The 23,207-nt window shown below is 66.6% G+C and carries 23 protein-coding genes and 1 tRNA gene; 17 read left to right on the top strand and 7 right to left on the bottom strand.

The window, feature by feature from the left end; genetic code table 11:
• Positions 1-174: 174 nt before the first annotated feature.
• Both dnaB and ACOGI8_RS00365 read left to right on the top strand, forming a co-directional pair.
• Entirely contained in the window at positions 175-1,536 is a 1,362-nt protein-coding gene (gene dnaB / locus ACOGI8_RS00370; RefSeq protein WP_419854933.1) for a replicative DNA helicase, read from the top strand.
• A 3-nt stretch (positions 1,537-1,539) separates the two neighbouring features.
• Complete coding sequence (locus ACOGI8_RS00365) at positions 1,540-1,806, top strand: hypothetical protein (RefSeq protein WP_419854932.1); 267 nt, start codon at positions 1,540-1,542, stop codon at positions 1,804-1,806.
• A gap of 4 nt (positions 1,807-1,810) precedes the next feature.
• On the opposite strand, the gene ACOGI8_RS00360 is transcribed toward ACOGI8_RS00365, so the two are convergent.
• A tRNA-Gly gene (locus ACOGI8_RS00360) sits at positions 1,811-1,881 on the bottom strand.
• Between the two features lie 40 nt (positions 1,882-1,921).
• Here ACOGI8_RS00360 and dcd point away from each other — a divergent pair.
• Both dcd and ACOGI8_RS00350 read left to right on the top strand, forming a co-directional pair.
• The gene (dcd, locus tag ACOGI8_RS00355; RefSeq protein WP_419854931.1) at positions 1,922-2,500 is read left to right on the top strand and encodes a dCTP deaminase; all 579 of its coding nucleotides are present in this window, start codon (positions 1,922-1,924) and stop codon (positions 2,498-2,500) included.
• Positions 2,501-2,528: 28 nt separating this feature from the next.
• On the top strand, positions 2,529-3,095 hold the full coding sequence (locus tag ACOGI8_RS00350) for an EcoRII N-terminal effector-binding domain-containing protein (RefSeq protein ID WP_419854930.1): 567 nt from the start codon (positions 2,529-2,531) through the stop codon (positions 3,093-3,095).
• Between the two features lie 9 nt (positions 3,096-3,104).
• Here ACOGI8_RS00350 and ACOGI8_RS00345 read toward each other — a convergent pair whose 3' ends face one another.
• The 4 genes from ACOGI8_RS00345 to ACOGI8_RS00330 form a co-directional block, all read right to left on the bottom strand.
• Positions 3,105-4,076, bottom strand: a complete 972-nt coding sequence (locus ACOGI8_RS00345; protein WP_419854929.1) for an HNH endonuclease — start codon at positions 4,074-4,076, stop codon at positions 3,105-3,107.
• A gap of 27 nt (positions 4,077-4,103) precedes the next feature.
• Entirely contained in the window at positions 4,104-5,240 is a 1,137-nt protein-coding gene (locus tag ACOGI8_RS00340) for an ATP-binding protein (RefSeq protein ID WP_419854928.1), read from the bottom strand.
• A 176-nt stretch (positions 5,241-5,416) separates the two neighbouring features.
• A complete protein-coding gene (locus ACOGI8_RS00335; protein ID WP_419854927.1) occupies positions 5,417-7,594 on the bottom strand; it encodes a heterodisulfide reductase-related iron-sulfur binding cluster in 2,178 nt (725 codons plus the stop codon).
• Between the two features lie 45 nt (positions 7,595-7,639).
• On the bottom strand, positions 7,640-8,122 hold the full coding sequence (locus ACOGI8_RS00330; RefSeq protein ID WP_419854926.1) for a Crp/Fnr family transcriptional regulator: 483 nt from the start codon (positions 8,120-8,122) through the stop codon (positions 7,640-7,642).
• Between the two features lie 133 nt (positions 8,123-8,255).
• Here ACOGI8_RS00330 and ACOGI8_RS00325 point away from each other — a divergent pair, with 133 nt between their 5' ends.
• Positions 8,256-8,609 carry a P-II family nitrogen regulator gene (locus tag ACOGI8_RS00325; protein WP_323671478.1) on the top strand — a complete coding sequence of 118 codons (354 nt, stop codon included), beginning with the start codon at positions 8,256-8,258 and terminating at the stop codon, positions 8,607-8,609.
• A gap of 48 nt (positions 8,610-8,657) precedes the next feature.
• Here the strand turns inward: ACOGI8_RS00325 and gpmA are convergent, their stop codons facing one another.
• The gene (gene gpmA / locus ACOGI8_RS00320; protein ID WP_419854925.1) at positions 8,658-9,380 is read right to left on the bottom strand and encodes a 2,3-diphosphoglycerate-dependent phosphoglycerate mutase; all 723 of its coding nucleotides are present in this window, start codon (positions 9,378-9,380) and stop codon (positions 8,658-8,660) included.
• A gap of 155 nt (positions 9,381-9,535) precedes the next feature.
• On the opposite strand from gpmA, the gene dnaK reads away from it, so the two are divergent.
• The 12 genes from dnaK to purQ all read left to right on the top strand — a co-directional run bounded on the left by dnaK (position 9,536) and on the right by purQ (position 22,705).
• A complete protein-coding gene (gene dnaK / locus ACOGI8_RS00315; protein WP_419856431.1) occupies positions 9,536-11,353 on the top strand; it encodes a molecular chaperone DnaK in 1,818 nt (605 codons plus the stop codon).
• On the top strand, positions 11,350-11,862 hold the full coding sequence (locus ACOGI8_RS00310) for a nucleotide exchange factor GrpE (RefSeq protein WP_419854924.1): 513 nt from the start codon (positions 11,350-11,352) through the stop codon (positions 11,860-11,862). Before dnaK ends, ACOGI8_RS00310 begins: the two co-directional genes overlap by 4 nt.
• Positions 11,863-11,871: 9 nt before the next feature.
• Positions 11,872-12,855: a DnaJ C-terminal domain-containing protein gene (locus ACOGI8_RS00305; protein WP_419854923.1), complete on the top strand. Its 984-nt coding sequence runs from the start codon at positions 11,872-11,874 to the stop codon at positions 12,853-12,855.
• 30 nt (positions 12,856-12,885) lie between these two features.
• Positions 12,886-13,317, top strand: a complete 432-nt coding sequence (locus ACOGI8_RS00300; RefSeq protein WP_419854922.1) for a heat shock protein transcriptional repressor HspR — start codon at positions 12,886-12,888, stop codon at positions 13,315-13,317.
• A 107-nt stretch (positions 13,318-13,424) separates the two neighbouring features.
• The gene (locus ACOGI8_RS00295) at positions 13,425-16,028 is read left to right on the top strand and encodes an ATP-dependent Clp protease ATP-binding subunit (RefSeq protein ID WP_419856430.1); all 2,604 of its coding nucleotides are present in this window, start codon (positions 13,425-13,427) and stop codon (positions 16,026-16,028) included.
• Positions 16,029-16,141: 113 nt separating this feature from the next.
• Complete coding sequence (locus ACOGI8_RS00290) at positions 16,142-17,422, top strand: adenylosuccinate synthase (RefSeq protein WP_419854921.1); 1,281 nt, start codon at positions 16,142-16,144, stop codon at positions 17,420-17,422.
• Between the two features lie 58 nt (positions 17,423-17,480).
• A complete protein-coding gene (gene purD, locus ACOGI8_RS00285) occupies positions 17,481-18,752 on the top strand; it encodes a phosphoribosylamine--glycine ligase (protein WP_419854920.1) in 1,272 nt (423 codons plus the stop codon).
• A gap of 106 nt (positions 18,753-18,858) precedes the next feature.
• Positions 18,859-19,305, top strand: coding sequence for a 5-(carboxyamino)imidazole ribonucleotide mutase (gene purE / locus ACOGI8_RS00280; protein WP_419854919.1), 447 nt, complete (start codon positions 18,859-18,861; stop codon positions 19,303-19,305).
• Positions 19,306-19,327: 22 nt separating this feature from the next.
• Entirely contained in the window at positions 19,328-20,758 is a 1,431-nt protein-coding gene (gene purB, locus ACOGI8_RS00275; RefSeq protein WP_419854918.1) for an adenylosuccinate lyase, read from the top strand.
• 42 nt (positions 20,759-20,800) lie between these two features.
• Positions 20,801-21,706, top strand: coding sequence for a phosphoribosylaminoimidazolesuccinocarboxamide synthase (locus ACOGI8_RS00270; RefSeq protein ID WP_419854917.1), 906 nt, complete (start codon positions 20,801-20,803; stop codon positions 21,704-21,706).
• Positions 21,703-21,975, top strand: coding sequence for a phosphoribosylformylglycinamidine synthase subunit PurS (gene purS, locus ACOGI8_RS00265; RefSeq protein WP_419854916.1), 273 nt, complete (start codon positions 21,703-21,705; stop codon positions 21,973-21,975). Before ACOGI8_RS00270 ends, purS begins: the two co-directional genes overlap by 4 nt.
• A gap of 37 nt (positions 21,976-22,012) precedes the next feature.
• On the top strand, positions 22,013-22,705 hold the full coding sequence (purQ, locus tag ACOGI8_RS00260) for a phosphoribosylformylglycinamidine synthase subunit PurQ (RefSeq protein WP_419856429.1): 693 nt from the start codon (positions 22,013-22,015) through the stop codon (positions 22,703-22,705).
• Between the two features lie 60 nt (positions 22,706-22,765).
• Here the strand turns inward: purQ and ACOGI8_RS00255 are convergent, their stop codons facing one another.
• Complete coding sequence (locus tag ACOGI8_RS00255) at positions 22,766-23,167, bottom strand: hypothetical protein (protein WP_419854915.1); 402 nt, start codon at positions 23,165-23,167, stop codon at positions 22,766-22,768.
• Positions 23,168-23,207 lie beyond the last annotated feature (40 nt).

The following is a 23,207-nucleotide window of genomic DNA, read 5'->3' as shown; positions in this document are numbered from 1 at the left end:
GCCTCGTCGCCCACATGTGACACCCCTCCTGTGAACTGGAGGCGTGCCTCGAAACCAGACCGAAGCCTGTGGACAACCCGGCGGTTGTGCACAGTCATCGCCGGAGAATTCCACGGGAATTCCCCCTCCTGTGCCCAAGCGATCCGCAGGGATCTCGCGGCAAGGTAGACAGCCGTGAGTCTCGCCGAGCTATCGATGGACGCGCCCCGCCGACCTGGCGGGCGGATCCCACCGCAGAACATCGACGCCGAGGAATCGGTGCTCGGGGCGATGCTGCTCTCGAACGATGCCATCGGCGCCGCGGTCGAACGTCTCGCCGTGGATCACTTCTATATGCCCGCGAACGGACTCGTGTTCGAGGCGATCGAGTCGCTCTACGTCTCCTCCGAACCCGTCGACTGCCTGACCGTTGCCGATCAGCTCGAGCGCAGCGGCAACCTCGCCGCGGCCGGGGGCGCCGATCGCCTGCTGGCGCTCGAAGCCGCCACGCCGACGCTCACCCACGTCGACCGTTATGCGCGCATCGTGGAAGACACCGCGCTGCTGCGGCGCCTGATCGCGGTCTCGTCGGAGATCTCGGAGCTGGCGCACAGTCGCCCCGACGACACGGCTGCGGCCATCGACCAGGCGGAGTCGTTGGTGTTCAGCGTGGCCGAGCGCCGCATTGTCGACTCCACCCAGTCCCTGCACGACTTGCTCGACGAGAGCCTGGACCGGCTGGAGGAGCTGTACGAGCGGGGCGATGCGTTCTCGGGCTTGGCGACCGGCTTCTCCTCGCTCGACCGCATCCTGGCGGGGATCCAGCCGTCGTCGCTGGTCGTCGTGGGTGCCCGGCCCGCGATGGGCAAGACGTCGCTGGCGCTGACGATGGCATCCAGCGTGGCCTTGGAATTGCAGCAGCCGGTGCTGCTCTTCTCGCTGGAGATGAACCATGCCGAGCTGACGGGCCGGCTGCTGGCCTCCGACGCACGGGTCGATGCCACGCGGGTGCGAACGGGCCAGCTGCGCGCCGACGAGTGGAATCACATCACGCGCAGCGTGGGTCGCTTGGGTGACGCGCCGATGTGGATCGACGACAACCCGAACGTGACCGTCACCGAGATTCGTGCCAAGGCCCGGCGGCTGCGCAGCCGGCTGGGCGGTCTGGGTCTGATCGTGGTCGACTACCTGCAGCTCATGAGCGGGCGGGCGAACGCCGAGAACCGCCAGGTGGAGATCGCGGAGATCTCACGCGGCCTCAAAATCTTGGCCCGCGAGCTCGAGACGCCGATCGTGGCGCTCTCGCAGCTGAGCCGGAACCTGGAATCGCGCAGCGACAAGCGGCCCATGCTGTCGGACCTGCGTGAATCGGGTTCGATCGAGCAGGACGCAGACATCGTCATGTTCATCTACCGCGATGAGATCTACAACGAGGACACTGCCGATCGAGGCATGGCGGAGATCATCGTCGCGAAGCACCGAAACGGGCCCACCGGTACCGCGCGACTGGCATTCATGCCGCAGTACACGCTCTTCGCCGACATGGCGCACGAGTAGCCGATGGCCGAGGACTGCTTCTTGAGTGCCGCCCACATGCTGGCCGCTGACGGCGGCAGCACGATGTTCCTCGGCGACGATCTCATCCCGTATCTCGTGCTGGCACTGGGCGGCGCGCTGTTGGTGGGCAACCTGGCGGCCATGGTGCGCCCGCGGCGTGTCGGCGATGGGGGAGCGCCGGTGCGGGCGCCGGCACGGCGGGCAGTGCCGCTCGCACTCGTAGGACTGGTCGCAGCGATCTGGGCGCTCGCGACGCTGCTGGCGGGGTGAGGTGAGCGGGTGAGGGGAATCGAACCCCCGTTATCAGCTTGGGAAGCTGAAGTTCTGCCATTGAACTACACCCGCAGAATGAGGCCGGAGCCTATTCAGACGGAAGGGAGCCGAGGTGATCCTGTCGGACCGGAGCATCCGTGAAGCGCTCGAGAAGGGCCGCATCATCATCGAACCCTTGGGCGACGCAGCCGTGCAGCCCTCATCGGTGGATCTGCGGCTGGATGCCACCTTCCGGGTCTTTCGCAACCACACCCGTCGAGTCATCGACGTCATCGAAGACCAGACCGATCTGACCGAGGAGGTGGAGGTCGCCGCGGGCGACGCGTTCATCCTGCACCCCGGCGAGTTCGCGCTGGGTTCCACGCTCGAACGCGTGGCAGTTCCCGACGATCTGGTCGGGCGCATCGAAGGCAAGTCGTCGCTCGGGCGTCTCGGCCTGCTCATCCACACCACGGCCGGTTTCGTGGATCCCGGCTGGGACGGCTACCTGACCCTCGAACTGTCCAACGTGGCCAACCTGCCGATCACGCTGTACCCGAGCATGAAGATCTGCCAGATCAGCTTCATGGAGATGACCACGCCGGCCGAGCACCCCTACGGTGCCGAGCTGCTGGGATCCAAGTACCGGGGCCAGCGCGGTCCCACCCCCAGCCGCTACCACGAGAACTTCCGCTCCCGCCGCATGCTGTGATAGCTGCCGGTGGTGATCGTGGCGTGCTATGCCAGGACTGATGCGGACCGCAGATGCCTCCGGCTGGCTTGATGAGGTGCTGCCGAGCAATTCGCTTCTCTGCGCTAAACGGTTGTCCCTCGGCGACATATGTACGGTCGATGACCTTCCAGGCAGCATCCGCTTGCCTCGTGCTCTGTGGGAGGCGCTCGCTCCCGGACATCTCGCTAGCTCTGAGGTGCCGCCGCGACCGGTGGTGCTCTGCGATTCGTACGGTGTCAGATCGACCGGTGAGCTCGGCTGGCGCCCAGCGACGACCTGGAGTCACACGAGGCCTGAACTGCACTTACGCGTAAGCGAGGACCCGCCGTCCTCATTGCGCGATCCGGAGAATGTCGGCGCGGTCGCGATCTTCGTCTTCTCATTCCCTCAAGATCACCTTGCCTGCATGTACTTCGTGTGCCGGTCCATCGACGACGAGGATGACGTTGAAGAGCGTTTGGGTCCCGTCGAGCCCGGCCTCGCGGTGGTGCAAGGTATCGACGTGCCGATGGCGCATGGCGGGAGCGGCCTGCCTGGGTCGTTTCCGACGGAGATTCCCCTTGCCCACTGGTGAGCGTTCGACTCAGAGCGTGTCAAGGAAGATGTACTTCTGGTGCCACCGCAGGTAGGAGGCAGAAGGAGCTGCGCCGTCAGGTGAACGCAAACGGCTCCGGAGTGTGCGCCCGAAGTTGCGCTCGACTCCCTGATCGGTCTGACGGCTCTGCTGCAACTGATGTGCTCGATGCACCCGCAGGCCGCCGTTGACGGTGATGAGGCCCGCATCGAATGCGGTGTCGTGCATAGGGCAAGCGGCAATTCCGTTTGAGGCATCAAGCCGTTCGGAATCATCGCAAGCCGCCCACGGCTTGATGTGAGACGCGATAAGAAGTCCCTTTCGCGGCAGCGAACGCGGTGCGAAGTCACAGAAGCCGCACCGGTGCCCGTAGTTCGCGAGGACCTCTTTGGCGAACCGGTGTTGCCCGAGCCGGATCTGCTGCTCGGCAACGCGGAATGTCTGACCTTCGTCGGCAGCCAACTGCCTTGCCCTGAGCTTGGCCGCAAGGGTTTCCGCGGCTTCGATGAGGGGGCGATGAGGTAAGCCGGCTTGGCCGATCAGCATCGCCCCGTCCGCGATGTCATCTTCGAGGAAGTCCGGTAGACGTTCCGGGCCGATGCCCATGTGCCGTGCTGCAAGCAGCACGCGCTCGTAGAGCTCGGCGAGGTGGATAGGGTCCGCTGCCATCTGGTCGAAGAACGGCACGTCGCAGGCGGCACCATTTGCATACGATCCATCGAGATTCAGCATCTTGATGTTGATCGATTTCGAAGATCGCTTGAACAAGTCCGCCAAGCGGGTCACGTCGCCCGGGATTAGATGAATGTTCTGCCCGCCGAAGCGATGCGGGTCGACGACGCGAAACAACGCGCAACACAAGACGAGTTCGACCGTGCGGTACGGCTCTTGCCGTGGTCGCCATTCCCTCTGCAAAATGCGCCCCCACTCGGCGCGCGCCTGCTCATCCGTTAGGTCCAGAAGCGCTGCCAGCGACGGCACCTGACGATCCTAAGACTCGGCCCACGCCTAGAGGTGAGCCTCGCGTAGCCACATCCTCATGGCCTCGTGCACGAAGGACACCGAACCGCGCGATGGCCGGTACAGGGTGCCTGCGGCCTCGAGGCGTGTGAGGTAGGTCGCGAGATAGCCGGAGCTCTTGTCGAGCGCCGCGGCGAGGTCTCGTCGCCGGACCTCCGCATCGGCGAAGCGGCTCATCTCTATGAGTACGCGCCGGTCTCCGTCGGAGAGATCCCGCCAGACCGGTCTGAGCACCTGTTCCACCATGGCGAGGTTCGCGATCCGGATTCCGGCCTCGGCGTCAGCGAGGGTCACACCGCCGTCGAGGTCGGTGCATGACTCCCACATGTGGTAACCGACGAGCTGAACCATGAAGGGATATCCAGATGCGGCCGAAGCAGCAGCCTCCAGCGCCTCGCTCGTTACGCGATGACCTGAGTCGACGATGGGTGCCCGCAGCGCTCGCATTGTCTCGTCGCGCTCCAACGGTTGGATCGGTGTCCGGGCGATGCGCTGGAAGAACGTCATAGCGTCGTCAGCGAGAATGCCGTCTTCCATGCTCGGCAGGCCAGCGCCCACAAACATGACCGGCTTGGCGTCGACTTTGGAGACCGCCTGCAACGCATGTGCGAACTCACGCGCTGAGTCGATGTGCGCCTTGTGAAACTCGTCCAAAGTGAGTAGAGCACCGCTGTGCTTGGACTCGGCCAGTTCGCCGAGCGCGCCCATCGTCCGCAGCATCCGGGTTCGCGGCCGGTCGGCGTCGGCTGCGCTCTCGGCTAGCTCGATTCCGCCGCCGGTGCCCAGCACAGACAGGTTGAGTGAAGAGATCCTCCGGCGCGAGCGGCGATCGTCGAGCTCTGCAGCGGCATCCGCGAGCTGTTCGGTGATCAATCCCGACAGGTTCTCAGACGGTGTGGCCGTGATCGGCACGGTGGCCCATCCGGCTTGCTCCGCTGCGTCACGCATGGCTTTGAGCAGGACGGTCTTGCCGGATCCGCGTGGACTAGCGATCAGCATGGTGAAGTCCGGGTGCGTCGGCCCGGCCGCCATAGCGACACGCAGACGTTCGAGCGGTTCTTCACGGCCGACGAGCGTGTGCGGAGCAACGCCGAACGATGGCCGGAACGGGTTCTGATCGGTCATTGCTGCGTATCCAGTCGATGGTCCACGCAGTTCAGCCTATCCAGCATCGCTAAAGAAGGCTAAAAAAAGCTAAAAAAAGCTAAAATTCGCTAAAGAAGCTGCGGCAGGCTGGACATCACGACGGCTGCTGGCCTCACACGGGTGTTCATCCGGCGTTGCCGACGCGACGGCGGGCCTCAGTCGTCGGCGGCTTCTAGGGCGTCGATGAGGTGGATGGAGATGTCGGCCACCTTGACCTCGTCGTCCTCAACGCCGTGGCCCTTCACGCCGTCGTCGATCATGATGTAACAGAACGGGCACGCCGTGGCGATGCGGTCGGCGCCGGTGTCGAGCAGCTCACGCGAACGCTCGTCGTTGACCTTGGTGCCGATGGTCTCTTCCATCCACATGCGCGCACCGCCTGCCCCGCAGCACATGCCCTTGGTGCCGTTGCGGGGGGCCTCCACGATCTCCACGCCGCCCAGGCTGCCGATGACGTTGCGCGGCGCCAGGTACACGTCGTTGTGGCGGCCCAGGTAGCACGAGTCGTGGTACACGACCCGCTCGTCCAGCCGTGCTTCGGAGAGATCCAGGCGCCCGTCGGCCACAAGCTGTTCGAGGAACTGGGCGTGGTGGATGACCTCCCAGTTCCCGCCGTACTGCGGGTACTCGTTGCGCAGCGTGTTGAAGCAATGCGGGCACTGGGTGATGACCTTGCGGACACCCATGCCGTTGAGCGCCGCGATGTTCTCCGCAGCGAGCATCTGGAACAGGTACTCGTTGCCCGAGCGCCGCGCGCTGTCGCCGGTGCAGTTCTCGCCCGGTCCCAGGATGGCGAAGTCGACCCCAGCGCGCCGCAGCAGCTTGGCCGTGGCCACCGACACCCGGCGGTTCTTGTCGTCGAACGATCCGGCGCAGCCCACCCAGTAGAGGTATTCGTGGTCGAACGGGTCATCGGCGTCGACCACCTCCACATCGAGACCGTCGGCCCAGTCGGCCCGTTCGCCGTTGTTGAGGTTCCAGGGGTTGGCGTTGTTCTCCATGCCCCGGAACGCACCGCCCAGCTCGGCGGGGAACTCGCTCTCCATCAGCGTCAGGTAGCGACGCATGTCGAGGATCTTGTCGAGGATCTCGATGTTGACCGGGCAGTTCTCGTCGCACGCCTTGCAGGTCGTGCACGCCCAGAGCTCCTCATGGGTGATGCGCTCGAACACCGAGTCCGCCGCCACGGTGATCTCGGCATCGGTGCCGATCGGCGGCGTCACCCCGCCGTGCTCCCCGGTCGCGGCCATGATCTCGCCGGTCTTCAGCACGATCTCGCGAGGATCGAGCGGCTTGCCCGTGGCATGGGCCGGGCACACCGCTGTGCAGCGGCCGCACATGGTGCAGGCATCGGTGTCGAGCAGCTGCTTCCAGGTGAACTCGTTCACCACCGACACGCCGATGGTCTCGATGTCGTCGGCCTCCATCAGGTCGGGCACCATCCGCATGGCGCCCTTGGGCCGCTCGCGGTCGCGCAGGTACATGTTGAGCGGCGAGGTGAACATGTGCCGCAGCATGGTGATGGGCAGCATCACCAGGAAGGCCATGAAGCAACCCACGTGGGCGATCCACCACACCTGGTGCCAGCCGCGGATGTTGGCGAGGCCGTCGAACGCTGCCGACAGCGGGTAGCCGATGAATGACCACTGCTCGTATGCCGGCCGGCCGTCGATCACGATGCGCATCGCCTCGGCCACGAACCCGGTGGCACCCAGCGCGGCGAGCACGATCAGGATCACCATGTGCTCGGGCCGCGACTTGATCCGGATGCGGTACGGGCGCGCGGCATACCGGCGCACGATCGCCCACACTGCTCCGGCCAGGAAGATGGCTCCCGCCAGGTCGCCGACGAAGCTGAAGCCCTGGTAGGTGGGGCCGACGAGGAACTTCGCAGCCGTCGGCAGCTGGTGGTTGATCTCGAGCGTGGTGGTGACGGCCAGCAGCACCAGGAAGCCGTAGTAGAGCAGTGCGTGCATCACGCCGGCGGCCGGGTCGCGCAGCAGCGTCTGCATGAGCACGCCGCCGCGGTAGTCGTGCAGCCGCCGGCTGGCGTTGGACGCCGTTGTGGAGCGTCGATCGGGCGCGCCCCGCTGCCAGTTGCGGGTGCGCTGGGCGAAGTTCCATGCCCCGTAGATGATCAGCACGCACGTCAAGGCATAGAACGCGAACTTGACTCCGCCCGGCACGTTGCCGAACACCTCGCGATGCGCGGCGTCGGTGTCTTCGTGGAATCCGAAGGCGGCTGCGGCAATGCCTGAGGCAGCGGTGATCGCCGCAAACGCGATACCGATGCCCAGTACGAGTTGGTGCGGTCGCAGAGGCGGCTTGCTCACGCTGGCGAAGTTAGCTGACGCCCCTGCGAGGGGGCGGTGAGTGGTTCAGCCGTAGAGCTTGCGGTTCGCCTTGCGCAGGCGACCGGCCAGTTCCGACAGCAGCTTGTGGGCCACCGAAGGGGTGCTGTCGATGATGCCTTTCAGCTCCCGCCGCGACAGCATGATCGTTTCCATGTCGGTGGCAGCCACCACCGACGCGGTGCGCGGGCCGTCGTCGAACAGCGCCATCTCGCCGATGGACTCGCCCGGGCCGATCTCGGCAACCTTGCGCCCGTTGCGGCGCACGACCGCCGTGCCATGCACGATCACGAAGGCATAGCCGGCCATTGCGCCGCCGCTGCCCTCCTCAACGATGTTGTCGCCGGCCGTGAAATCGACCTGTTCGGCCTTGCGTGCGATGTGTTGGAGTTCCTTCTTGCTGCAGTCGGAGAACAGATCAACTTCACGAAGACTCTCCGCACGATTCGCTACCGACATATACCGCTCCTTGCCGCAGTGGTCTTTGCGCCGGGGCTGGCTGGCCCACAAGCGCCGGACCGTAGCATGCGCCCGGTCCCCAAGACGCGCCAGAGACTAGCGCCCGCTGCCCATTCATCGGGCAGATTGCGTGCAATCGGCCCTGCGGCGTGCGACGCTACAGAGGCTGAGTCGGGAGGGCGCAATGGTTGAGGCCTCGGTTGCAATGGTGACAGCGGTCATCAAGCCACACCGGCTTGAGATGGTGCTCGAGGCGCTGCGGGATCTCGACATCACCGGGCTCACCGCATCGGAGGTACGGGGATTCGGCCGTCAGGGCGGCCACACCGAGACGTACCGGGGCACCGAATACCACGTCGACTTCATTCCGAAGGTTCGCATCGAGGTGCTGGTGGCGACCGAGCTGGCGGAGCGGGTGGTGGATGCCATTGTCGAATCCACCCGTACCGAGCGCATCGGCGATGGCAAGGTGTGGGTCACTGCCGTCAACAGCGTGGTGCGGATACGCACCGGCGAGCGCGGCATCGACGCTCTTTAGCCGGAGGGAGCGCTGAATCGTGTGACCGCGGCGAGGGCGGCAGTGCCCTCAGCCGAGGTAGCGGTCCTCCACTGACTGCGCTGTTGTGACTTGCAGGTTGGCGTCGAGCTCGTAGACGAGCGGTATGCCGGTGGGGATGTTGAGCTGGGCAATCTCGCTGTCGCCGATGCCGTCGAGGTGCTTCACGAGCGCTCGCAGGCTGTTGCCGTGGGCGGCGACCAGCACGGTCGCGCCGGCCCGCAGGTCTCCGACGATGCCTTCGTGCCAGTAGGGCAGCATGCGTCGCACGACGTCGGCCAGGCACTCGCCGCGTGGCATCTCGCTGGGGGTCAAGCCTGCGTAGCGCGGATCGTTTGCGACATCGAACTCATGATCAGGGGGCATCGGCGGGGGAGGCACGTCATAGCTGCGCCGCCAGAGATGGACCTGGTCGGCGCCGTGCCGTTCGGCCATCTCCGCCTTGTTCAGACCGGTGAGCGCGCCATAGTGCCGTTCGTTGAGACGCCAGTGCCGCCGTACCGGCAGCCAGCCCCGGCCCATCGCGTCGAGCGTTGTGTTGGCGGTCTGAATGGCACGCCGAAGGAGCGATGTGTGCACAACGTCGGGTTCGATGCCTGCCGCCAGGAGGGTGGCGCCGGCGGCACGGGCTTCCGCCTGGCCGTCGTCGGTCAGGCCGACGTCCCACCAGCCGGTGAAGCGGTTCTCGAGGTTCCAGGCGCTCTGCCCGTGGCGCAGGAGCACGAGGGTGTGCGTGTCGCCTGACGATGGCATGGGCGTGCACGGTAGCCCGCTGCGCCAAGGCTTCAACCGGTAGCATGACTTAGAGAAGTTGCTAATAAAGCACTCAATTTATATGCTTGTCAGTACTACCAATCCGCATTCTTGGCCGGTTTGGGCCGGGATGCCACACGATGAAAGGCACAGCGATGCCCAAGGCTGTCGGAATTGACCTCGGAACCACGAACTCGGTGGTGGCTGCGATGGAAGGCGGCGAGCCCGCTGTCATTGCCAACGCCGAAGGCGACCGCACGACCCCGTCGGTGGTTGCCTTCGCCCGCAACGGCGAGGTATTGACCGGCGAGGTCGCCAAGCGGCAGGCGGTCACGAATCCCGAGCGCACCATTGCCTCGGTCAAGCGGCACATGGGCACCACCTGGGGCAAGTCCATCGACGACAAGAACTACACGCCGCAGGAGATCTCGGCCCGGGTGCTGCAGAAGCTGAAGCTCGACGCCGAGCAGTACCTCGGCGACACGGTGACCGAGGCGGTCATCACCGTGCCGGCGTACTTCGACGACGCACAGCGCACCGCCACGACCGAGGCGGGCAAGATCGCCGGCCTCGAGGTATTGCGCATCATCAACGAGCCAACGGCCGCGGCGCTGGCCTACGGCCTCGACAAGGAAACCGAGGACCAGACAATCCTGGTGTTCGACCTCGGCGGCGGCACGTTCGACGTGTCGGTGCTCGAGATCGGCGACGGCGTCTTCGAGGTGAAGTCCACCGCAGGTGACACCCGCCTCGGCGGCGACGACTGGGACGCCGCAGTGGTCGCGTGGCTGGTGGCGTCGTTCAAGGGCGACCACGGGGTCGACCTGAGCACCGACGCGATGGCGTGCCAGCGTCTGCGGGAGGCGGCCGAGCAGGCCAAGAAGGATCTGTCGTCCAAGCAGTCCACCCAGATCAACCTGCCGTTCATCACCGCAACTGACAGCGGCCCCCTCCACCTCGACTATGAGCTGAGCCGATCCAAGTTCGAGGAGCTGACGTTCGACCTGCTGAAGCGCTGCCGGTCTCCCTTCGAGCAGGCCATCAACGACGCGGGCTTGGCGAAGGCCGACATCGATCACGTGATCTTGGTGGGCGGCTCCACGCGCATGCCCGCCGTGCAGAAGCTGGTGACCGAGCTCACGGGCCGCGAGCCTCACAAGGGTGTGAATCCCGACGAGGTGGTCTCGGTGGGCGCCGCCATCCAGGCCGGTGTGCTCAAGGGCGACGTCACCGATGTGCTGCTGCTGGACGTCACACCGCTCAGCCTGGGCATCGAGACCAAGGGCGGCGTGATGACACGCCTCATCGACCGCAATACCACGATCCCGACGCGCCGGTCGGAGATGTTCACCACCGCTGAAGACGGCCAGCCCTCCGTGGAGATCCACGTGCTGCAGGGCGAGCGGGAAATGGCAGCCGGCAACAAGACGCTGGGCAAATTCCAGCTCGTCGGCCTGCCGCCGGCGCCGCGAGGCGTCCCGCAGATCGAGGTGGCGTTCGACATCGATGCCAACGGCATCGTCCACGTGTCCGCGAAGGACAGCGCGACCGGCAAGGAGCAGTCGATCACCATCACCGGTCAGTCGGCCATGTCGCCCGAGGAGATCGAGCGGATGGTCTCCGATGCCGAGGCGCATGCCGCAGAAGACGCCCGCCGGCGTGAAGAGGCCGAGATCCGCAACAACGCGGACACGCTCGTATATCAGACGCGCAAACTGCTCGACGAGCAAGGCGACAGCGTGTCCGCCGATGACAAGGAGCCTGTGGAGTCGGCCTTGGCGGCTGCCAGCGAGGCACTCGAGAGCGACGATCTCGACGCCATCCGCTCGGCCACTGAGACGCTCGCTGGCGCCAGCAGCGCGTTCAGCCAGAAGCTGTACGAATCTGCGGCCGCGGACACCGCCGCCGGTGCCGAGGGCTCCGGTGCTGACGACGACGTCGTCGACGCGGAGATCGTGGACGAGGAGAAGTGAGCGAATCCGAGACCGAGCTCGACGCAGCGGCTGCGGAAGCAGTCGGCGAGAGCCTGGAGGATCCGGCGGAGCTGGCTGAACTGCTGTCACAGCTCGATGCCGTAACCGCCGAGCGGGACGACTACCTCGACCAGCTGCAGCGCCAACGGGCGGAGTTCCAGAACTTCCGGAAGCGAGTCGAAGCGGAGCGGCGCCAGCAGGTTTCGGCCGGTGTCAGCCGCTTGGTCGAGTCGCTGCTGCCGGTGCTCGACGGGTGCGACGCTGCCACTGCCCAGGGGCACGACGAAGTGGCCGCCGTGGGCCAGTCGCTTATGGTCGCCTTGGGCAAGGCGGGGCTCGAACGCATCGACTCCGTCGGGGAGCCGTTCGACCCCACCCAGCACGAGGCGGTGACGATCGAGGAGGCAGTCGACGACGCCCCTCAGATTGTGACCGCGGAGTTGCGCAGCGGCTTTCGATTCGACGGCCGGGTGCTGCGCGCCGCCATGGTCCAGGTGCGCGCGGGGTAGGGGGCCACGATGGACCCGCGACGCGAGTGGTTCGAAACCGACTACTACGCGGCCTTGGGTGTCTCGCCCGACGCGTCGGACAAGGACATCACCAAGGCGTACCGGAAGCTCGCCCGCAAGCACCATCCGGACTCGAGCGCCGGCGACGAGGAACGCTTCAAGCAGATCTCCGCGGCGTACGACGTCATCGGCGACACCGAAAAACGCTCCGCGTATGACGAGGCTCGCCGCCTGGGACCTGGCGGCTTCGGCCCGCAGATGGGCGGGTTCGCATCGGGGCCTGGCGGCTTCAGCATCCGGATCGAGGATCTCGGCGACCTGGGCGGCATATTCGGCAACCTCTTCGGCGACGGCCGGGGACGGGCCGGCCGCGGCGGCCCCATGCCGATGCGCGGTCACGACCTCGAAACCCGGCTCGGCATCTCATTTCGCGATGCCGTGGAAGGCGCGGTGACCGAAGTCAGCGTTCCGGACCCGTCCGGAGGCGGCATGCGCATGGTGAAGGTGCGCATTCCCGCTGGGGTCGACGACGGCGGGCGGATCAGGCTGGCGGGCAAAGGTTCGCCGGGTTCGGGCGGGGGACCCAACGGCGATCTGTTCGTGCTGGTCGACGTGGCGCCGGACGCAGATTTCGGCCGTGACGGCCGCAACCTGACCATCAACGTGCCGATCACTTTTCCCGAGGCCGTCTTCGGCGCCGATGTCAAGGTGCTGGATTTCGACGGGAACCCGGTGACGCTGCGTATCCCACCAGGAACCCCGTCGGGCAAGACCTTCCGGGTGCGCGGTCGCGGCGTCACCACACGCCGCGGCACCGGCGACATGCTGGTGAGCGTCGACATCGTGGTGCCGACGAAGCTGTCGTCTGCGGAGCAGGCGGCAATCGAGGCGCTGCGCGACGTCACCGACTTTGAGGGAGGGACGGGCCGGCGACAGCGCGCGGCAGAGCCGGAACCGGCGACATTCGCCGACACCGCAGGAGCACAGCGATAGCAACTAGGGGACGAACCGAGGACCATCGTCATGAGCGAACAACCAAGGCGAACGCCATCTGCGTCCGAGCGCAACCGGGCGCTCTACGTCATCTCGGTGGCGGCCGAGCTCGCCGGTGTGCATGCTCAAACGCTGCGGATCTATGAGCGCAAGGGCCTGCTGGCCCCCGCACGCACCTCCGGCGGCAGCCGCCGGTACAGCGACCGCGACATCGCGATGCTCAACCGCATCAGCCAGCTCACCAGCGAAGGACTCAACCTGGCAGGTGTCAAGCGCGTGATGGATCTGGAGGAGCGCGTGGCGGCACTGGAGCGCAAGCTTGCCGACGTGCAAGCCGAGGCGGCCACGCTGGTGGCAGAGACGCACCGGCAGTACCGGCGAGACCTGGTGCCGCTGCCGCAGACCGATCTCATCAGACGTCCGGGCTCGGGGCCCGGAGCAGGGCCGAATCCGCAGGGCTGACTCGGCTGGCCATTAGCTGTCGAATCAATAAATCTGAGTCAATCAGTATCAAGTTTTCTGTTAAACTTGACATCATGAACAACGACGCAGATCCTTGCAACCGTCCGCTGCCGTCCAGCCCGCTGACGCACAAGTGCCAAGAGGCGCTGGCATCGGCGGCAGCCGCCGCGCAGAGTCAGGGTCATCCCGAGATCACCCGGGCGCACCTGCTGGCGGCGCTCGTCTCCCAGCCAGAGGGCTTGGTGCTCCCCGTGCTCGCACGCGCCGGCATCGAGCCGGCTTCCGTGCGTACGCGGGCGCTGGAGGCGCTCGGGCGGCTGCCGCGCGGCTTCAGCACGCAAGAGTCACGGCAACCCGGGCTCGCCCGCGAGCTGGCCGAAGCGCTGCAGGCTGCCGACGCGGAGCGCGCCCAGATGGGCGACGACTACCTGTCCACCGAACATCTGTTGCTGGCGCTCGCCGACGACCTTGATGCCGACCGCGATGCGCTGGCGGCTCTGGTCGGCGAGTTGCGCGGCAGCACACGGGTCACGTCGCCGACTCCGGAGAACTCCTATGAGGCACTCGAGCGATTCGGCCGCGACCTCACGGCCGAGGCTCGCGACGACCAGCTTGATCCCGTCATCGGCCGAGATGACGAGATCCGCCGGATCATCCAGGTGCTGTCGAGACGCACCAAGAACAACCCCGTCCTGATCGGCGAGCCGGGTGTGGGAAAGACGGCGATCATCGAAGGCCTGGCCCGTCGCATCGCCGAGGGCGACGTTCCTGACGGCCTGCGCGACAAGCGCGTCGTGGCGCTGGACCTGGCTGCGATGGTGGCTGGAGCCAAGTACCGGGGCGAGTTCGAGGAACGGCTCGAAGCAGTGCTGAACGAGATCGTCGAGTCCGAGGGCGAGATCATCACCTTTCTCGACGAGGTGCACACGCTGGTGGGCGCAGGCGCGGGCGGCGAGAGTTCGCTCGACGCAGCCAACATGCTCAAGCCGATGCTGGCGCGGGGCCAGCTGCGCCTCGTCGGCGCGACGACGCTCGACGAGTACCGCCAGCACATCGAAGACGACGCTGCGCTCGAACGGCGTTTCGCCCCCGTCTATGTGGGCGAGCCATCGGTCACCGACGCAGTGGCCATCCTGCGCGGGTTAAAAGAGCGCTACGAGGTCCACCACGGCGTGCGCATCACCGACGCAGCGCTGGTGGCCGCTGTCACGCTGTCGGATCGATACCTGCGAGAGCGATTCCTGCCCGACAAGGCCATCGATCTGATGGACGAGGCCGCCAGCCGCCTGCGCATCGAGATCGATTCGGTACCGCTCGAGATCGACGTGTGCGAACGGCGCATCCGCCAGCTCGAGATTGAGGAACTGGCGCTGGGCAGCGAGGAGTCGTCGAATGGATCACTGAATGGGTCGAGCAGCAGTGCGCTCGGCAGCCAGGGGCAGCAGAACCAGCGCCGCGAAGCGATCGCCGAAGAACTGGCGTCTGAGCGCGAACGGGTTGCTGGGCTCAAGGCGCACTGGCAGGCGGAAAAGGCAGCCATCGACCAGATCCGGGCACTGAAGTCCGAAGCCGAGGCGCTGGCCGCCGCTGTCGAGCGGGAAACGGATCTCGAGCGGGCTGCGGAGATCCGCTTCGGCCAACTGCCCGAGGTGCACCGGCGCCTCGACGAAGCGGCCACCGAGCTGACACGACTGCAGGCCGGCAAGCGGATCCTGCGGGAAGAGGTGGACGCGAACGACATCGCCGAGGTGGTGTCGCGCTGGACGGGCATCGCCACGAGCCGGCTGCTCGAAGGAGAAGTGCACAAGCTGGTGCACCTCGAAGAGACGTTGGCCCGCCGGGTCGTCGGCCAGCACCATGCCGTTGCGGCGGTCGCCAATGCCATCCGGCGCAGCCGTGCCGGGCTGAGCGAGCCGGATCGGCCCATCGGCAGCTTCCTGTTCCTGGGCCCGACCGGCGTCGGCAAGACCGAGCTCGCGCGTGCACTCGCCGAGGCGCTGTTCGACGACGAGCGCGCCATGGTGCGTATCGACATGTCGGAGTACCTGGAACGGCACTCGGTCAGCCGCCTGATCGGCGCACCCCCCGGCTACATCGGCCATGACGACGGCGGCCAGCTGACCGAGGCAGTCCGCCGCCGGCCGTACTCGGTCGTCCTGCTCGATGAGATCGAGAAGGCACACGCCGATGTGTTCAACGTGTTGCTGGCTGTGCTCGACGACGGTCGGCTGACGGACGGTCAGGGGCGCACCGTCGACTTCTCCAACGTCGTGCTCATCATGACGTCGAACCTGTCGGTGGACCCAGCGGAGTTCTTCGCACCGGAGTTCATCAACCGTGTCGACGAGCTACTGCAGTTCGACGCCCTCAGCCGCAGCGATGTGGCTGCTATCGCCGAGCGGCAGCTGGAGATCCTGCGCAGCCGCCTTGCCGATCGCGAGATCACGCTGGACGTGACAGCGACAGCGGCAGAACTGCTCGCCAACCGCGGGTACGACCCCGCCTACGGTGCCCGGCCGCTCCGGCGCTTGATCCAGCGCGAACTGACCGATCCGCTGGCCTCCGGCCTGCTCGACGGCACGTTCGCCGATGGCGACGCCGTGACGGTGGACAACGTCGACGGCTCGTTCAGCCTCAGCACGTCGTCGAGGGGGGCACGCGTCGCGCCCGCGGCGCCCGACGGGGCGCAGCCGTGGCCGCAAGCCTCCTGAACGCCGTGCCGGACGGCCGGATCCGCCGCAAATCCGGCGGCCCCGGAGGGGCCACTCCCTAGACTGATTTGGTGACGACGACAGCGTCCTGCCGGCTGGCGATGGGCTGAATCATGCCGGGCTCGATCGTCGTAGGAACGCAATGGGGCGACGAGGGCAAGGGCCGCATCGTCGACATCGTCGCCAAGGAATGCCAGCACGTCGTTCGCTACCAAGGCGGCCACAACGCTGGGCACACGATCGTCGTCGACAGCGAGACGTTCGCCCTGCAGCTCATTCCCAGCGGGGTGCTGTACGAGCACGTGACGCCGATCATCGGCAACGGCGTGGTGATCAATCCGTGGGTGCTGATCGATGAGATCGACATGCTCGCCAGCCGCGCCGTCGACTGCGGCCGGCTGATGCTCAGCCCTGCGGCGCACCTGGTGCTGCCCTACCACCAGATCGCCGACGAGCTTGCCGAAGCGCAACGCGGTGATGCCAAGCTCGGTACCACCAAGCGCGGCATCGGGCCTGCGTACGCCGACAAGGCGGCACGAGTCGGGCTGCGAGTCGAGGATCTGCTCGAGCCGATGACGCTGCGCTCGCGATTGCTGAGCGTGCTGGCCGACCGCAACGCTTATCTGCAGCGGGTATACGACCATCCCGGCGTCGATCCCGACGAGTTGGCCGACCAGCTCATCACTGAGGTGGCACCCCGGCTGGCGCCGCTGGTGGCCGACACCATCGGCTGGCTCCACGAAGCGCTGCACGCGGGCGAGCGGGTGCTTTTCGAAGGCGCCCAAGCCACGTTCCTCGACCTCGACCACGGCACCTACCCGTTCGTCACGTCGTCGAACCCGGTGGCAGGGTTCGCGCTGGTCGGCTCGGGTATCGGCCCCGGCGCGATCGATCAGGTCATCGGCATCGCCAAGGCGTACACCACCCGGGTGGGTTCTGGACCCTTCATCACCGAGCTGGACGGCGAGACCGCCGAGCATCTACGAGATCGCGGCGCGGAATACGGCACCAACACCAACCGGCCGCGCCGCTGCGGCTGGTTCGACGCCGTCATGGGCCGTCAGGCCGTGCGGCTGAACGCCTGCACCGAGATCGCGCTCACCAAGCTCGACGTGCTCGACGAGCTCGACACGATCAAGGTCTGCGTCGCCTACGAGGTGGACGGTCACCGCTACGACTACCTGCCCCACCTGCGCTCGCTGCATGACCGGGCTGTCCCCGTCTACGCCACGCTGCCGGGCTGGAAGACGCCGCTCGACAAGGTCACCCAGCGATGGCAGTTGCCGCGCGAAGCGGTCGACTACATCGTCTTTCTCGAACGTCAGCTCGGCCTGCCGATCCGGTATGTCTGCGTCGGCCCTGGCCGCGAGCAGTACATCCGCTTCGCAGCGTGAGCTGCGAAGTTTGGACCCGGCGCGGCGTGAGCTGCGCTGACTGAGCGGGGGTATCCCGGTGAGAGTGTGCGTGGTCGGCCAGGGCGGTCGTGAGCATGCGTTCGCGTCGGTGTTGCGCCGGACTGCCGATGTCGTGGTGACTCCGGGGAACCCTGGCATTGAGGGCAGCGTCGCAACACCGCCCACCGAGATCGATGCCGATCTGTTCGTGATCGGCCCGGAAGGGCTGCTGGCAGACGGCCTCGCTGATCGCCTGCGGGCAGGCGGCCGGCTCGTGTTCGGACCGGGCGCCGACGGCGCCGCGCTGGAGAGCTCCAAGGCGTGGATGAAAGAAGTGGTCAGCGCCGCCGGTGTGCCCACTGCCGCCTACGCCACGTTCGACAGTGACCCAGCAGAGCGTCGCGCAGCACACGCCTACCTGGAAACGCTGCCGCCGCCGTATGTCATCAAGACGAGCGGCCTCGCTGCCGGCAAGGGCGTGCTGGTCACCGACGAGCTGGCGCAAGCCCACGCCGATGTCGACGCCAAGCTGGACGGCACTGCGTTCGGGGATGCCGGCCGCCGCATCGTCATCGAAGAGGGAATGCGAGGCCCCGAGGTGTCGCTGTTCGCGCTGTGCGACGGCCGCAGCGCTGTGCTGCTGCCCACGGCTGTGCGCGATCACAAGCGCGTCGGCGACGGCGACACGGGGCCCAACACGGGCGGCATGGGCTGCGTGTCGCCGCTGGCCGACGTCGACCGGGCCGCCTGCGCCGAACTGGCCGCGCTGGCGTTCGAGCCGACGCTGGCCGAGCTGACCCGGCGAGGCGTCGACTACCGCGGCGTGCTCTACGCCGGCTTCATGCTGACCCTCGACGGACCCCGCCTGCTGGAGTTCAACGTCCGCTTCGGCGATCCCGAGGCACAGGTCACGTTGCCGCGCATCGAGAACGATCTCGCGCTGCTGCTGGCAGGGGCCGCGGCAGGCGAGCTGACTGACCAGATTCGAGTCTCCGAGGACGCCATGGTGTGCGTGGTGTGCGCTGCGGAGGGCTATCCAGCAGCGCCGCGCACAGGCGACGTCATAGCGGGCCTTGAGGGGGCGCGCGAAGTGCCAGGCGTCACTGTCTTCTGCGCAGGCGTCGGGGCCGCCGACGGGCAAGCGGCCCCGCCTGAATCGCTGGTGACAGCGGGCGGCCGTGTGCTGAATGTGTGCGGCCGCGGGCCCGATGTGGCGGTAGCGCGCGACCGTGCGTACGAAGCCGTGCGGCACATCAGCTGGCCAGGAATGACCTACCGCACCGACATCGCCGCGGCCGCGGCCGCGGCCGCCGCCGTCCTCAACCGATGAGAGCTGCTGTCCAGTTCGGAAATCGCCCCGTCACCCACTCCGGGCGGCGAGACTCAGACGGTACGTCGATGGGCACTACGCCAATGCATGTCAGGAGAGCAAGTCGATGAAGGTCGCCATCTTGATGGGCTCGCCGAACGATGCGTCGAAGATGGCACCCGCTGCCGAGATGCTCGACCGCTTCGGCGTCGAACACGTGACTGAGGTGATGAGCGCTCATCGCACACCTGCAGCCGTAGCGTCGTTTGCTACCGGTGCACGCGATGCCGGCTTTGCCGCGGTCATCTGCGGGGCGGGCATGGCAGCGCACCTGGCCGGTGTGGTGGCTGCCCACACCACCCTGCCGGTGATCGGTGTGCCGCTCAGCGGCGGCCTCGCCGACGGCCTCGATGCGCTGCTGTCGACGGTGCAGATGCCGAAGGGCATCCCGGTCGCCACCGTTGCGGTGAACGGCTCGGCGAATGCGGCTGTGCTCGTCACCGAGATGCTGGCGGTGACCGATACGGAGCTCGCTGCCCGTTTGGACGAGTTCCGCGCCGCTGGTGCCCGGTGAGGCTGGGCACGGTGAGATTGGCGTGAGCCCCGAGGTCATTCCCAACGTTCTGGCGTCGCGCTACGCCTCTGCGGAGATGGCCGAGCTGTGGTCGCCCCGACACAAGGTCATCCTCGAGCGGCGGCTGTGGTTAGCGGTGCTCGAGGCGCAGCGAGACGCGGGTGTCGACGTGCCAGAGGGCGCGCTGGAGGCGTACCGAAACGTCGTCGAGGTGGTCGACCTCGACTCGATCACCGAGCGGGAACGGATCACCCGCCACGACGTGAAGGCACGCATCGAGGAGTTCTGCGCGCTCGCTGGCTACGAGCAGATCCACCGCGCCATGACGTCGCGCGATGTCACAGAGAACGTCGAGCAGTGCCAGGTCACCGCAGCATTGGGCTTGGCCGCCCAGCGCATGGCGGCCTTCATCGTGCGCACCGCCGCGTTGGCCGGCGCCCACCGAGATCTCGTGATGACAGCGCGCACGCACAATGTGCCCGCGCAAGCAACCACGCTGGGCAAGCGCTGGGCCACGATCGGCACCGAGGCGCTCGCGTCGCTCGAGCGCATCGAGGAGCTCGTGGCGCGCTACCCGCTGCGTGGCATCCGCGGACCAGTGGGCACCCAGCAGGACATGCTGGAGCTGTTGGGCGGCGATCAGGCGGCGGTGGATCGCCTGGAGCGACGCATCGCGGCCGAGCTGGGGTTCACCCGGGTGCTCGGTTCCGCCGGGCAGATCTATCCCCGCTCACTCGACCTGGACGTTGTCGCAGCGCTGGTCGGCGCCGCGGCACCGCTCGGCAACATGGCGCTTGGCGTGCGGCTCGCCGCCGGGCACGAACTGGTCACCGAAGGCTTCGCTGCCGGCCAAGTCGGTTCGTCTGCCATGCCGCACAAGATGAACACCCGCTCGTGCGAGCGGATCACCGGCCTCGTGACCGTCCTGCGCGGACATCTCACGATGGCCTCGCAGCTTGCCGGCGACCAATGGGACGAGGGTGATGTGAGCTGCTCGGTGGTGCGCCGCATCGTGCTCCCCGATGCGTTCTTCGCACTCGACGGAGCGCTGGAGACTGCCTTCAGCGTCCTCGACGGCTTCGCCGTCTTTCCGGCTCGGGTCGAATCCGAACTGTCCGCATACCTGCCGTTTCTCGCCACCACCCGCCTGCTTGCCGCCGCTGTGGCAGCAGGCGCCGGCCGCGAGGAGGCGCACGAGCGCATCGGCGCCCATGCGACCGCGACGGTGCTGGCGCTGCGCGAGGGCACCGTCGACCGCAATGATCTCGCAGCTCGCATAGCGGCCGATCCCGAGCTGCAGCTCAGCCACGACGACGTCGCCGCGGCGCTGGCGGATCCGGCGTCGTTCAGCGGCCGCGCCGCAGATCAAGTCGACGAGTTCGTGGCCGCCGTGGGCAAGGTGGCGGAACGGTACGGCGCAGCCGTCGACTACGAGCCGGGCGAGGTGCTGTGAGCCGAGCAGCGGGTGACGATCAACGATGACAAGAGAGGCAACGTGAGCGAGCTCGAGCTAGTCCACCGCGGGAAGGTACGCGAGATGTACCGCGTCGACGACAGACACCTGTTGATGGTCGCCAGCGACCGCATCTCGGCCTTCGACGTCGTGTTCGACGAGCCGGTGCCCGACAAGGGCCGGGTGCTGACGGCCATGACGGCCTGGTGGTCGACGTGGCTCGGCGACATCGCGCCGACCCATGTGGTCTCAGCCGACCCCGCGGACTTCCCGGCTGCGGCACAACGATCCGAATGGGCCGGCCGAGCCCTGCTCGTTCGCCGGGCCGAGATGCTGCCGATCGAGTGCATCGTGCGCGGGTACATCACCGGTTCGGCCTGGAAGGAATACCGCGAGCGCGGCACCATGCACGACGAGCCGCTGCCGGCCGGCCTGCTCGAGTCGCAGCAGCTCCCCGAGCCGGTCTTCACGCCGTCCACCAAGGCAACCGATGGGCACGACGTGAACATCTCGTTTGACGCCGCCGCAGAGCTGGTCGGCGACGACGCCGCCACTGCCGCCCGCCAAGTGTGCGTCGATGCCTACAGCACGGCGGCCGCTCATGCGTCCGAGCGGGGGATCATCATCGCCGACACCAAGTTCGAGCTGGGCTATGTGGACGGCGCCCTGGTCGTCGCCGACGAGTGGCTCACTCCCGACTCGTCGCGCTTCTGGCCCAAGGATCACTGGCAGCCCGGCGCATCGCCGCCGTCGCTCGACAAGCAGCCGGTGCGCGACGCCACCGAAGCCACCGGCTGGAACAAGGAGCCGCCCCCGCCGCCGCTCACCGATGAGGTGGTTGCCGCCACCCGTGCTCGCTACATCGAGGCGTACGAGACGCTGACCGGCGAGTCGTTCGACGACTGGTTGGCGCACCCCGGCGTGCCGGCGGGAGCCACCGCTTCATGAACCGCTGGGATGTGCTGGTGGAAGTCTCGCCACGAGCCGAGATTGCCGATCCAGCCGGCACCACGATCGAGCGAGCCCTCGCAGCGCTCGGATTCGGCGGCGTGAGCGGCGTGCGGGTCGGCAAAGCCATCCGCATGGAGGTCACCGCCGCAGATGCTTCCGAGGCCCGTTCGGTGACGGAGCAGATGTGCGACCGCCTGCTGGCAAACCCGGTGATCGAAGACGCCCGCATCGAGCTGCGTGCCGTGGCGCAGGATCACAACACGTGAGCGCCCCGTGAGTGTGCCGATGAGTGTGCCAATGAGTGTGACGGTCGGCGTCGTCCAATTCCCCGGCACGAACTGCGATCTCGACACGCTCGATGCGCTGGCGGATCTCGGGGCACGAACAACGCTGCTGCGCAGTGACGAAACCTCGCTGGGCGGCGTCGACGCCGTCGTCATTCCGGGTGGATTCGCGCACGGTGACTACCTGCGTACCGGCGCAATCGCCCGCTTCTCGCCGGTCATGGACGCAGTGGCGTCATTCGCGGGTGCCGGAGGTCCCGTGGTCGGCATCTGCAACGGATTCCAAGTACTGACCGAGGCAGGTCTGCTGCCGGGAGCATTGCGACCCAATGCCGGGCTTTCGTTCCTGTGCCAGCCGCAGAAACTGATGATGGCGTCGGTGAATCATGTATTGGGACATGGGCTGTCGCCATCGGATGAACTGAGCATTCCCATCAATCATTTTGAGGGGAACTATGTGTGCGATGGTGCGACATTGCGACGTTTGCGCGAGAACAGTCAAGTGGTGATGCGCTATGTCGACAATCCCAATGGTTCAGTGGACGACATCGCTGGCATTTGCAACGAAACCGGCAATGTGGTGGGTTTGATGCCCCATCCGGAACGGGCGACATCGGAGCTGTTGGGCTCTACCGACGGACGCAAGTTGCTCAAAGCGTTGCTGTATACGGCAGCGAGCAGCCGCCAAGCCGCTGGTCACCGCGCCGCATGAAGACGCGTCTGTCTGCGATGGCTCTCGTTTCGCTCGCCGAGAGCTGGAGAATCTGAAGTGTCAGCCGCCCCGTGTGATGCCCGCACGGGCCAGCATGTCGGCAGGAACGCCGAATTCTCGCCATGTGGCGTACTGAATTCCCTTGCGCTGCCCGTAGTTGGCAGCGTGAGTGACAAAGCCCTCCTCGACAGAAGCCATATCGGGCTCGACCTGCAGCGCTTCGATAGCCGCCTCGACATCCCGGCGCTCTTGCATCAGGAGCAAGCGCTTGATGGGCTTTGCCTCGGCAATCTGGGCATCGATTGCGTCTTTCTTGGCGTTCAGCGACTCCGCACTCTGCTTGCGACCGGGACGAGGCCGGTGAGTTTCGAGGGCCTCAAGATAGTCCCGCACTGCTGCGGCCTCGATGCGGCCCGCGGCAATAACCGCTTTGTGTTCGTCGGACATGGTTCGTTCGCTCATGACGTCTGTATAGCACGACGTTTTCCAGTATCCAATGAAC

The sequence above is a fragment of the Candidatus Poriferisodalis sp. genome (assembly GCF_965204195.1).
GTDB lineage: Bacteria > Actinomycetota > Acidimicrobiia > Acidimicrobiales > Poriferisodalaceae > Poriferisodalis.
The sequence above is the reverse complement of the archived record's forward strand: the minus strand, read 5'-3'. Positions and strand labels throughout refer to the sequence as shown.

Coding starts and splice junctions, on each gene's coding strand:
- ACOGI8_RS00365 (WP_419854932.1), top strand. CDS start 1,540: ATGGCCGAGGACTGCTTCTTGAGTGCCGCCCACATGCTGGCCGCTGAC.
- ACOGI8_RS00350 (WP_419854930.1), top strand. CDS start 2,529: ATGCCAGGACTGATGCGGACCGCAGATGCCTCCGGCTGGCTTGATGAG.
- ACOGI8_RS00340 (WP_419854928.1), bottom strand. CDS start 5,240: ATGACCGATCAGAACCCGTTCCGGCCATCGTTCGGCGTTGCTCCGCAC.
- ACOGI8_RS00325 (WP_323671478.1), top strand. CDS start 8,256: ATGGTTGAGGCCTCGGTTGCAATGGTGACAGCGGTCATCAAGCCACAC.
- gpmA (WP_419854925.1), bottom strand. CDS start 9,380: ATGCCATCGTCAGGCGACACGCACACCCTCGTGCTCCTGCGCCACGGG.
- dnaK (WP_419856431.1), top strand. CDS start 9,536: ATGCCCAAGGCTGTCGGAATTGACCTCGGAACCACGAACTCGGTGGTG.
- ACOGI8_RS00305 (WP_419854923.1), top strand. CDS start 11,872: ATGGACCCGCGACGCGAGTGGTTCGAAACCGACTACTACGCGGCCTTG.
- ACOGI8_RS00300 (WP_419854922.1), top strand. CDS start 12,886: ATGAGCGAACAACCAAGGCGAACGCCATCTGCGTCCGAGCGCAACCGG.
- ACOGI8_RS00290 (WP_419854921.1), top strand. CDS start 16,142: ATGCCGGGCTCGATCGTCGTAGGAACGCAATGGGGCGACGAGGGCAAG.
- purE (WP_419854919.1), top strand. CDS start 18,859: ATGAAGGTCGCCATCTTGATGGGCTCGCCGAACGATGCGTCGAAGATG.
- purS (WP_419854916.1), top strand. CDS start 21,703: ATGAACCGCTGGGATGTGCTGGTGGAAGTCTCGCCACGAGCCGAGATT.
- ACOGI8_RS00255 (WP_419854915.1), bottom strand. CDS start 23,167: ATGAGCGAACGAACCATGTCCGACGAACACAAAGCGGTTATTGCCGCG.